General features: G+C 49.2%; 9 protein-coding genes. 7 read left to right on the top strand and 2 right to left on the bottom strand.

The genetic code is table 11. The features are described 5' to 3' along the window. Nucleotides 1-164: 164 nt before the first annotated feature. Nucleotides 165-398, bottom strand: a complete 234-nt coding sequence (locus tag H6F50_RS02045; protein WP_190425741.1) for a hypothetical protein — start codon at nucleotides 396-398, stop codon at nucleotides 165-167. 262 nt (nucleotides 399-660) lie between these two features. Here H6F50_RS02045 and lpdA point away from each other — a divergent pair, with 262 nt between their 5' ends. The 6 genes from lpdA (at nucleotide 661) to H6F50_RS02015 (ending at nucleotide 7,248) form a co-directional block, all read left to right on the top strand. Further along, complete coding sequence (gene lpdA, locus H6F50_RS02040) at nucleotides 661-2,091, top strand: dihydrolipoyl dehydrogenase (RefSeq protein ID WP_190415525.1); 1,431 nt, start codon at nucleotides 661-663, stop codon at nucleotides 2,089-2,091. A gap of 122 nt (nucleotides 2,092-2,213) precedes the next feature. Further along, entirely contained in the window at nucleotides 2,214-3,095 is an 882-nt protein-coding gene (gene trpC, locus H6F50_RS02035; protein ID WP_190425746.1) for an indole-3-glycerol phosphate synthase TrpC, read from the top strand. A 128-nt stretch (nucleotides 3,096-3,223) separates the two neighbouring features. Further along, complete coding sequence (locus H6F50_RS02030; protein ID WP_190425738.1) at nucleotides 3,224-3,505, top strand: DUF5340 domain-containing protein; 282 nt, start codon at nucleotides 3,224-3,226, stop codon at nucleotides 3,503-3,505. Nucleotides 3,506-3,770: 265 nt separating this feature from the next. Next, nucleotides 3,771-5,075, top strand: a complete 1,305-nt coding sequence (locus tag H6F50_RS02025; protein ID WP_190425735.1) for a hypothetical protein — start codon at nucleotides 3,771-3,773, stop codon at nucleotides 5,073-5,075. Nucleotides 5,076-5,284: 209 nt separating this feature from the next. After that, entirely contained in the window at nucleotides 5,285-6,439 is a 1,155-nt protein-coding gene (locus tag H6F50_RS02020) for an alanine--glyoxylate aminotransferase family protein (protein ID WP_190425732.1), read from the top strand. 272 nt (nucleotides 6,440-6,711) lie between these two features. Next, nucleotides 6,712-7,248, top strand: coding sequence for a hypothetical protein (locus tag H6F50_RS02015; protein WP_190425729.1), 537 nt, complete (start codon nucleotides 6,712-6,714; stop codon nucleotides 7,246-7,248). A 55-nt stretch (nucleotides 7,249-7,303) separates the two neighbouring features. On the opposite strand, the gene H6F50_RS02010 is transcribed toward H6F50_RS02015, so the two are convergent. Then, nucleotides 7,304-9,151 carry a serine/threonine protein kinase gene (locus H6F50_RS02010; protein WP_190425726.1) on the bottom strand — a complete coding sequence of 616 codons (1,848 nt, stop codon included), beginning with the start codon at nucleotides 9,149-9,151 and terminating at the stop codon, nucleotides 7,304-7,306. A gap of 274 nt (nucleotides 9,152-9,425) precedes the next feature. Here H6F50_RS02010 and H6F50_RS02005 point away from each other — a divergent pair, with 274 nt between their 5' ends. Then, nucleotides 9,426-10,451 carry a DUF389 domain-containing protein gene (locus tag H6F50_RS02005; RefSeq protein WP_347277129.1) on the top strand — a complete coding sequence of 342 codons (1,026 nt, stop codon included), beginning with the start codon at nucleotides 9,426-9,428 and terminating at the stop codon, nucleotides 10,449-10,451. Nucleotides 10,452-10,640 lie beyond the last annotated feature (189 nt).

The following is a 10,640-nucleotide window of genomic DNA, read 5'->3' as shown; positions in this document are numbered from 1 at the left end:
CCCCTGAGTCCAGGAGTCGAGTCGCTAAACGTGGCTGTAGCAGCTGCTTTGATGTTGTACGAAGTAAAGCGTCAGAATGGCAGAAGTTAGGAAGTAGCCGCTAATCAGTAGTTATGGGTCAACAATGGTTAGTGTTTTTTTCGCTTTTCCCAACCAATTACTCGCTATCCGTTCCCCGATGATTTAGTCTTTTTCTGCATATATTCCTCAATGTCAGCAGCGGCTTGTTCCAGCTCATCTGCTTCAGTCAATTCTTTTTGATGATTACCGCTGTCCGACTCTGACTGGGATCGAGCCGTCTGATTGTCCGGCAATTCCAATAAATCCTGCAATTGCTCAAGCGATTTGCTAAACGCTTTATCGGCGGCGCGACGATGGTCTTGGTCACTCTGATTCATTACGCTGGTTCCACAAACACTGCTTTTGATGGCAGGGCACCCTAGTAATTGACAGCGATCGCTCGAATTGAGCGATCGCTGGATTTCTTTTAGTTTCTAAGATATAACACGCCGCTGAAGGGATGACTCATTCGTAATTTTTTTAGAGAAAATTGTAAGGAGAACAACTTGCACTCTTTCACTCCACAACCGATTGGGGACTTGCGCTCACCGTTGGTCAAGCTGAAAATGAGGAGGGCATCGTCGTCTAGGGGAGAGTAACGTGACTCAAGGATTTGATTACGATTTAGTGATTATTGGAGCCGGTGTCGGCGGACATGGCGCTGCCCTACACGCCGTTTCCTGCGGTCTCAAAACCGCCATTGTGGAAGCAGCCGATATGGGCGGCACCTGCGTGAATCGGGGCTGCATTCCTTCTAAAGCTTTGTTGGCAGCATCCGGTCGAGTGCGAGAGTTACGCAATGCCCACCATCTGAAATCGCTGGGGATTCAAGTTGCAGGCGTTGAGTTTGACCGACAAGCAATCGCAGACCATGCGAACAACCTTGTCTCCAAGCTTCGCGGCGATTTGACAAACAGTTTGAAACGGCTGGACGTTGAAATTCTCCAAGGTCGGGGGAAAATTGCGGGACCGCAAAAAGTCACCATCAGCACGGGATCGGGTGAAAAAACCGTTACGGCAAAAGACATTATCATTGCCTCTGGGTCAATTCCTTGGGTTCCACCAGGAATTGAAATTGATGGGAAAACTGTTTTTACCAGTGACGACGGCGTGAGATTGGAGTCGCTACCTTCCTGGATTGCGATTATTGGCAGCGGTTACATTGGTCTAGAATTTTCAGATGTTTACACCGCATTAGGCGCTGAAGTCACCATGATTGAAGCGTTACCCCAGCTGATGCCTGGGTTTGACCGGGACATTGCCACGATTGCCGAAAGAGTGCTGATTAAGCCGCGTGACATTGAAACGAAAGTAGGCACGTTGGCGAAGAGTGTTAAACCGGGTTCTCCCGTGGTCATTGAGCTAGCCGACGCCAAAACGAAAGAAGTTGTGGACGTGCTAGAAGTAGACGCTTGCTTGGTTGCTACAGGTCGCATTCCGGATACTAAGGACTTGGGGCTGGATGCTATCGGCGTTGAGACAAATAGAGGCTTTATCCCCGTCGATGACCGGATGGCAGTCTTGTCAAGTGGCGAACCCGTGCCTCACCTGTGGGCAATTGGAGATGCTACGGGCAAGATGCAGCTGGCTCATGCGGCGTCGGCTCAAGGCGTCGTGGCGGTAGAGAATATCTGCGGGCGTCACCGTTTGATCGATTATCACAGCATCCCCGCCGCCGCCTTTACTCACCCAGAAATTAGCTTTGTCGGCAAGACGGAACTGGCGGCGAAAGAAATGGGGAAAGAGGAGGGATTTGAAGTTGCAGTGGCGAAGAGTTATTTCAAAGGAAACTCGAAAGCGATCGCAGAAGGGGAAGCCGACGGGATGGCAAAAGTCATCTACCGCAAAGATACAGGCGAAGTGCTGGGCGTCCACATCATCGGAATGCATGCAGCGGATTTGATTCACGAAGCCGCAAACGCGATCGCTCAACGCAATTCTGTCCAGACTCTGGCATATTTTGTCCACGCACATCCTACCCTCTCAGAAGTATTGGATGAAGCTTACAAACGGGCTGTAGGTTCTCATTAGGGAGAAGAGTCATTCGTGATTTGTCATTCGTCGATTGCTGGTGACGAATGACGAATCACCGTTGACAAATGACCCCTACTAAGCCCCCATTCCCCATGAATAATTGTGCCAAACTAGGAAATATGCAAATTCGCCGCCGTCCCCCAAATCCATCGATTGCCATCAGCACTTTACGCTATCAGGTTGCCGTACCTGATGCCAAACCCCGCCACATTCTGGAGGAAATTGTCTGGCAAAAAGAAACGGAAGTTGACCAGATGCGAGAACGCCTGCCCTTAGTGGAGTTGCGGCGTCAAGTGCAGTCTGCACCTGCACCTCGTGATTTTATCGGTGCTTTGCGGCAAGGGAAGACAAAACCTGCCTTGATTGCAGAAGTCAAAAAGGCTTCTCCCAGTAAAGGTGTGATTCGGGAAGATTTTGACCCAGTGGCGATCGCGACTGCTTACCAGCAAGGAGGAGCCAGCTGTTTATCAGTCTTGACCGATCGAAAATTTTTTCAAGGGAGTTTTGAAAATCTGACGGCTGTTCGCGCTGCCGTAGACTTGCCCGTTTTATGTAAGGATTTCCTAATCTATCCTTACCAAATTTATCTCGCCCGACGCCACGGAGCCGATGCCGTTCTCTTGATTGCAGCAATTCTCAGCGATCAAGACCTCCAATACTTTGTCAAAATTACCAATGCTTTGGGGATGACACCGCTGATTGAGGTGCATACTCTGGACGAATTAGACCGAGTATTATCCTTAGAAGGCGTTACCCTAGTTGGTATAAATAATCGCAATCTGGAAGATTTTTCCGTAGACTTACAAACAACCTGCCAGATTTTAGCGGCGCGAGGTAGCGAGTTGCGCGATCGGGCGATCGCTGTCGTTAGCGAATCGGGTCTGCACACGCCATCTGACCTTCGCTTGGTTGTGCAAGCGGGTGCTGATGCGGTGCTGATTGGTGAGTCCTTGGTGAAACAGTCCGACCCTGCTGTTGGCATCGCCAAGCTGTTTTCCTAGAATGAAAACCCTTTTGCAGGATAAAGGAGGGAGGAGGAAGGATGAAAGATTGAATAAAGAACTTTTTCATTCCCCCTTCCGCCTCATCCTTGCCCAATATCTTGACCCCTATAGGTAAATTAGGTTTCATGGAGCCAATTCCTCTTCCCTCTCGTATCCACTACGAATTACTCCTGCAAGTGTTGGAACGCCACACCTCGTTCGCCGTTAGTCAAAAACCGGCAGTGCGGGAGCAAGTTCACCAGCTGATTAGTACTCTTCGCAAAGCAATGGCTCAACAGAAGCAACTCGAACAAACTTGCGAACGAGCAAATTTACCAATTGATTACCGTTGGTCTCTGAATAACATTGCCTTCGATCAACCACCTTCGCCAGATATTGTCACCGGACACCGAGAACCCAAGGTATAAAAGGTATTGAGATTAGAAAGGGTGTGGGGCGAAGCCAGAGTTGTTAAATACCTGAATTCTGTGCCTAGATGCTGGCACTGATGCTTCGTCCTCAATACAGAAAAATCGCCGGAAAGCCCTAAAATTAGGGTCAATGCTTTCTACTTACTTAAGTGATAAACAGTGATAAACGCTCCGAGAACTGCTAACTGCTAACTCATCACTCGGAAATGCGAGATGGCTGTTGGATGCTCCAAGACCGTTATTGACTTCTGGGAGGTTCGGAGTGACTGAACCAGATTCAGCCGATCGTTTTTGGTTAAATTCAAAGGAAGCTTCAGCAGACGCAGAGGCAAAGGATGCTCTTGCTACTCCACAGCCTCATCCCAGCGAATTATCCCCGCAACAAGATCCACAAAGACAATCTTGGGAACTGGAGCCTCCAGAACCGCTGGAATTGGCGCGATCGCCTTCGCAAGAACAGCAGCAGTTAGCTCGCATTCATCAGTTAGAGCAGGCGTTGGAGGAATCCCAGGCTTGTGTCAGTGAGTTGAGGCTCCAACTAAGCGAGCAACATCTTTTAGAAACTCAGCTAGCATCGACAGAGGAAGCCGCGAATCTTCAACAGCGGGCGCTCGATCAATTCAAGCAACAGCTGTTCGAGCAGCAGCAAGCGCTAGAGAATCATCAATCGCAAGCGGTTCTCAAAGACGAAACGGTTCAAGAATTGTTAGCGACGATTGAAACTTTAGCTGAGGCGCAGCAAGGGGAATTAGGACGTTTGCGAAGGCAGCTAGCTCAGAGCCGTCAGACTAGCCAAAACAGTCAAACGCTGCTGGAACAAGAGCTAGCGAACCGGCAAACAGCCTTAGAAGCCCAGCAACAACGAGTGCAGGAGCTAGAATTTCAAATTCTGGAAGCTCGAACTGTAATAAGGCGTTTGGAGGTGCAGGCGCTAGAGCAAGAGCAGCAAATGCAGGCGCTTTATAGTCGATGTAGCGATCGCGCTACAGTTATCAATCAGCTAGAAGATCAACTCCAAGAAGCCAACGAAACATTGGAAGAACAGCAACAACTGTTGGCAAACCTTTCCGAGACTGAAGACTTGGTTGGTGAACAGGATGCAGCCATTAAAGCTCTTCACCGCCAGATTGAAGACCTAGAAAACCAGCTAGACAAGCAAGCCAAAATTCAGGCTCGATTGCAACAAGCTTGCCACGACTTGGCAGAGTCGCGCGATCGCTATCAAGCCCAGACAACCGAATTAGAAACTCACACCGCGACCCTGCAAGAGCAAATTCTCATGCAAGCCCAGCAAGCAAATGAGTACGAAGCCGCCATCCAGTACTGGAAAGACCGTTGCAATGCTAGCCTTCGTAGCGCTCAAAAACTAAAGGATTTCTTGCAACGAGTGCTAGCAGATAGCCCTGAGGATCTGGAAGAACTGCTGATGGCAATAGAACCCCCAACTGTGGCTGAGATTCCTCAGCCAATCAACCGAACTCCTTTACCGTCCCCTCAACCCAACAAACATTTACAGGTAGACCTTCCCGCTTTTTTAAGAAAAATTCCACCGGAGAAATTAGAGTAAAGATTTGGCTTTTTGTCAATCTTTTAGTAGTTATTAACTCCTTACTTGTCAGTACTAGCTCGTAAAGAGACTGTAAACCGATTACCCACTACTGACTATCGATTACTCAATTACTCCGAAAAGCTAAAAAGCTGATTGCTAATTGGTGAATGGATTGGAAAAGATATGCGATTCTGGAGTATGCGCTCTTCAAGTTTAAGGACAGATCGATGGACGATAAGTTAATGTTGATGATTCCCGGCCCAACACCCGTGCCGGAACAGGTATTACTCGCCTTAGCCAAGCATCCATTTGGGCACCGCAGCAGTGAATTTAGCAAACTGATGGCTGAGGTGACGCAAAACCTGAAATGGTTGCACCAAACCGAGAATGACGTGCTGATGTTAACTGCCAGTGGCACGGGGGCGATGGAAGCTGGCATCATTAACTTCCTGAGTCCAGGCGATCGCGTTTTGGTTGGCTGTAATGGCAAATTTGGCGATCGCTGGGCGGAACTTAGCCAAGCTTTCGGTCTGAATGTTGATACGGTAAAAGCTGAGTGGGGTCAAGCCCTCGACCCAGAACAATTCCGGGAAAAACTCGAAGCCGATACAGATAAACAAATCAAAGCGGTCATTGTCACCCATAGCGAGACATCCACTGGCGTTCTCAACGACCTGGAAACAATCAATCGTCACGTCAAAGGCCACGGTGAAGCTTTAATGATCGTTGACGCTGTTACCAGCTTAGGAGCGGTGAATCTGCCGATTGATGAATGGGGCATTGATGTGGTGGGGTCTGGCTCCCAAAAAGGTTACATGATTCCCCCAGGACTCGCGTTTGTCTCTGTCAGCCCGAAAGCTTGGGAAGCTTACAAAACGGCTAAGTTGCCCCGCTACTACTTGGATTTGGGCAAGTACCGCAAAGATGCCGCCAAAAACACGACTCCCTTTACCCCTCCGGTGAACTTATTTGTGGGGCTGCACGTTGCCCTCAAAATGATGAAAGCCGAGGGTTTGGAGTCGATTTTTGCCCGTCACCAACGGCTGATGACGGCGACCCGCGAGGCGATGAATGCGCTCTCGTTGCCGCTGTTTGCGCCTGAAGGTGCAGGCAGTCCGGCGATTACCGCTGTGGCACCGACTGGGGTGGATTCAGAACAAATCCGTAGCGTGATGAAAAAGCGGTTCGACATTGTCCTGGCTGGCGGACAAGACCATCTCAAAGGAAAAATCTTCCGGATTGGTCACTTGGGTTTTGTGAGCGATCGCGATATTCTCGCTGCCGTTGCCGCTCTGGAAGCGACACTGCGAGAAGTCGGATACGAAGGCTTTACTCCCGGAGCCGGTGTTGCCGCTGCTGCTAGGATATTTAGCACCCACTAGAACTGTCTCTTGGGGTTTGGATAGTTGCAGGCATTTTATATTGCAGTCTTATTTGAGTGGTGAGATGCCAGCGGTTTAGATCCCGGAATTCTTAGAGAAGTCCGGGATCTCGCCTTTAGTCCGATCTGATTTGTCAGTCAGCCCATCGCGATCGCGCTCTCTCTAACCCAAGCGCTCCCATTCTGATTATTATTAGATTTATTGCCCATTCAGCGGCTGGGGATTCGGTATCATTAGTAAAGATTGTTACCTTTTAACTTGGCGATCTCTCCATGCAAAAAACCAAGTTGATCAGTCAACTTCTTGTTGGCGGCCTGCTGTCCTTTGTCTTGGCGACTCTGGGCAATCAAGCTGTACAGGCACGGCGTACAGTCTCTCTACCAGAGACTAAATGTGTTAGCACTGGCCCTGGTCGTTGGCGTCCTTATAAATCAGATGTTGCTGTGGGTAGAGCCGTCTACACCAGCCGTCTCAGTCTGGCTCCAGGCAACGCTTTCGTGTCGATGACCTGTAGAATCATGCCGGAGGGTTATGACACTTACTTCCAAACCCTGGATTTGGAATATGGAATGCGGGATAACGACAGCGGTAGTCCTCCTACCACGGTCAATGTTTATTTAGATGGACAGCGTAAGCATTCTCGCACGATTGCTCCTGGGCAGAAAGATTCCATGTCATTTGATGTTACTAATGTCAATAATGTGGCGATAGAAACGATCTGTTCTAACAGATCGCAATATTGCGGTCGCGTTTATTTCTTCCAAGCGGCGCTGGTGCCGTTCCCTCCACCTCCCGATGAGAGCAAGTAGGGAAATGTGCCCGATTTGAGCGGAAAGCGATCGCTTAGCACTTATCTGAGTGTCGTCACAAGGAAGGCTCAGTTGCCGGACTCTCCGTGGGGCTAGGGCTTTCACTCGGACTCTGAATCGGGCTAGGGCTTTCAGTGGGACTAGGACTCTCGGTGGGGCTTTCGCTGGGGCTGGGAGACGGTGTTTGTTCGTTCTGTTTTTGCTCGGCTTGTGCAGCTAATTGGCGTAACCGATCTTGCCAATACCGGATTTGGGGAAGTCCAGGGTCGTTTGCAGCGGCAATTACATCTTGCCACCGACCTTGCTCGAAAGCTCTTTGGGAATCCCGATATATCCCTTGTGCAACTGACCAGTTCAAAGACCACTCTTGCAGCGCTTCCCGCGCTTGTCCGTAAGCAGAACTGTTAGCGGGAATGGATCTAACGAGAGCGATCGCGCCGTCGAAATCTCCCGCTTGAAATTTTTCCGTCGCTTGGGCGATGATCTCCCGCCCCCGATCGACGGTAGGTTTCGGCGTTTCTGGAGAGGGTTTGGCAGTCGTTGTTGGAGTGGGCTTGGTAGGCGTTGAGGCCGATGAGCCACAATCGATATATTTTCTAAATACCCATCCCTTGAGCGGCGAACTAATCGGCACCCAACCATTTCGTGCAGTGCCGGTAACAGATAAAATCGTCCCTTGTTTGACGCTACCTACTACCGAAGCGTTAGGGCTAGAACGTACATTTAATGGCCCATCCGAAACTTTGCAAGTCTCTTGTACTTTGTCTACCACTTCATTCGGATTGCTCTTAGACCCTCCATTACTCTTGGGTTGGGATTGATAAAGAGCAATAGCCCCCCCTACCGCAAATACCAAAATAGCTACCCCGATCCCCATCGCTAGGGGAAATTTATTAGACGAGGGAGCAACAACAGGCGGATTGTACTCTTGACTAATTGGTTGTTGAGTAGGTTGTGGCGTGGGTTGGGGAGGAACGACCGGAAGGGTTTTCTGTTCAGACGGTGGAGTTGGCGGCGCTGGGGGAGAGGGCGCGTACTCAATGGGTGGATACCCAACCCCTACTCCTGGCTGTCTACTGCCATAGATTAGCTGTTGCAATTCCTGTAGTGCTTCCGTCGCTGACTGATAGCGGTCTTTGAAGTGGTAGCGGGTCATTTTTGTTAAAAAACCTGCTAACCCTGGACTGACCGCCACTAGATGCTGCCAGAGAATCTCGCCTGTCTGGGGATCTTCGTGCAATTGTAGCGGCATCAATCCCGTCAGTGCCTGGATGCCAATCATACCCAAAGCATAAATATCGCTATTGGGGCGGGGTCTGCCTTGCGCTTGTTCGGTTGGCATATAGCCGGGAGTGCCAATGGCAACGGTGGCACTGGCTTGTGCTTGATTGATGAGTGTTTGAGTTCGCAGTAGCTTGACTGCGCCAAAGTCAACTAAAACTAGCTTGCTATCTGAGTTGCGTCGGATTAAGTTGTCTGGTTTGATGTCGCGGTGGATGACGCCGTTGTAGTGGACAAATTCCAAAACGCTTAAGACTTGTTGCAGCATCTGGATGACTTGACCTTCTTCCCAACGATAACTGGGTGAGAGTTCGGCGCTGAGGGGATGCCCATCGATGAACTCTTGTACCAAGTAAAATTCTTGGTTTTCTTCAAAGTTGGCTAATAATCTAGGAATTTGGTCGTGATTTCCCAGTTGTTCTAGAGTTTCGGCTTCGCTAGTGAATAACCGTCTAGCCGTTTCCAAAAAATGAGGGTCGCTACTAGCAGGCTTGAGGTGCTTGACAACACAAGTTGGGGCACCAGGACGGCGGGTGTCTTTGGCGATGTAGGTTTTTCCGAATCCACCGGCCCCCAAGGCTTGGACAACTTGGTAACGCTGGTCTAATAAACGCCCGATCATGGTGCGACCTGCCGAAAAAAGAATGTACGCTCAATATTAATACCACTCGGATAAACCCAACGAATCCGCAGAGTTTGTCAAAGATTTCACTAATTTTTTCAGATTGGAGTGTGAAGCATTCGGGAAGCGTGCCTGTAAACACCGATAATTCACTGCTGATTTCCATCCAGAGACGTAGCTAAATTTGGCGGAGGGATTGCGATCATTGTGAATATTGAGCATCAAGCGGAGCTTTTATCAGGCTTCAGATAGAATTTTAGGGTATTATTTTCATTTGCTAAAAAATATTCATTGGAAGTGGTCGAAATATCGGCGATGGCGACGAAAGGCACAGCAGGAGTTAGGCGTGCAGCGAGAGGGGCTGTTGGAAGAATCTACGATGGATTTGAACTACATCGTGTTGATTATTGGTTCCTGCGCGATAGCTACTTTGGGATTGTTGACTAACAGTGCGGCTGTCATTATTGGTGCGATGATCGTTGCCCCGTTGATGTTCCCCATTCGCGGATTAGCCTTTGCCGCTTTAGAAGGCGACGTGATTCTGTTTCGCAAAGGGTTGGTTGCAGTCGTCGTGGGGACGTGTCTGGCGATTGTTTTAGCGATGCTTCTGGGTTCCTTTGTCGGACTCCCAGAATTTGGCAGCGAAGTACTGTCTCGCTCTAGACCGACTCTACTCGATTTGGGAATTGCTGTAGTCGCTGGAGGCATTAGTGGCTTTGCGAAAGTGCAGCCCAAAATTTCTGGGACTTTGGCGGGGACAGCGATCGCTGTGGCGCTGATGCCTCCGGTTTGTGTCATTGGTTTGGGGCTTGCCCAAGCGAATTGGTCGCTGAGTCTGGGTGCAGCGCTGCTGTACATGACGAACTTGCTGGGGATTACCCTTGCCTGTATGCTGACTTTTTTATTGTCCGGCTACACCCCTCTAGCGAAAGCAAGGAAAGCCCTAAGTTGGACGCTTGCCTTGACGGCGATTCTCTTGATTCCTTTAGGGATCAGTTTTGTAGAATTACTCCGGCAAGCCCGACTAGAAGCGAGTTTGAAGCAGGCGCTACTGAAGAATACGATTACTTTTCAGCGAGTAGAACTGGTTAAAACTGAGTCCAACTGGTTAACAAACCCCCCTAAAGTTTATCTTACTGTTCGCGCTGAGCAAGTTTTAACTCCTAAACAAGTGCGATTGTTGGAAGAATTTGTTGCCAAAAAGATGGGTCAACCTTTTACCTTGGTTTTTCAAGTTAGTCAAGTCGAAACTGTACAGCGAGAAGCTCCAGTCTCGTCACCATCTTCACCTCAACCTTAAGTTTTTTCTATCACATTTTTTTCAATTTTATAAGATAAAAATGATGCCAAAGTTCACAAATATTACGAGTTGGAAGCAAGCTGAATTGCTCATGCAACCAGCTTTTATCCGAATCATCGACCAGATTCGCAAACAGCTAGACCAATCAAACTGGAAGGGAACTTACCAAGATGTATTGATTTGGCCTGA

Origin of the sequence: Coleofasciculus sp. FACHB-712, from assembly GCF_014695635.1 — a bacterium.
In the GTDB taxonomy this organism is placed as follows: Bacteria; Cyanobacteriota; Cyanobacteriia; order Cyanobacteriales; family FACHB-T130; genus FACHB-T130.
Note: the sequence above shows the minus strand (reverse complement) of the source record. Positions and strands in the feature narration are given on the sequence as shown.

Bases quoted from the DNA above. Each gene is read 5' to 3' on its own strand.
- H6F50_RS02045 (WP_190425741.1), bottom strand. From the start codon at position 398: ATGAATCAGAGTGACCAAGACCATCGTCGCGCCGCCGATAAAGCGTTT.
- trpC (WP_190425746.1), top strand. From the start codon at position 2,214: ATGCAAATTCGCCGCCGTCCCCCAAATCCATCGATTGCCATCAGCACT.
- H6F50_RS02030 (WP_190425738.1), top strand. From the start codon at position 3,224: ATGGAGCCAATTCCTCTTCCCTCTCGTATCCACTACGAATTACTCCTG.
- H6F50_RS02020 (WP_190425732.1), top strand. From the start codon at position 5,285: ATGGACGATAAGTTAATGTTGATGATTCCCGGCCCAACACCCGTGCCG.
- H6F50_RS02015 (WP_190425729.1), top strand. From the start codon at position 6,712: ATGCAAAAAACCAAGTTGATCAGTCAACTTCTTGTTGGCGGCCTGCTG.
- H6F50_RS02010 (WP_190425726.1), bottom strand. From the start codon at position 9,151: ATGATCGGGCGTTTATTAGACCAGCGTTACCAAGTTGTCCAAGCCTTG.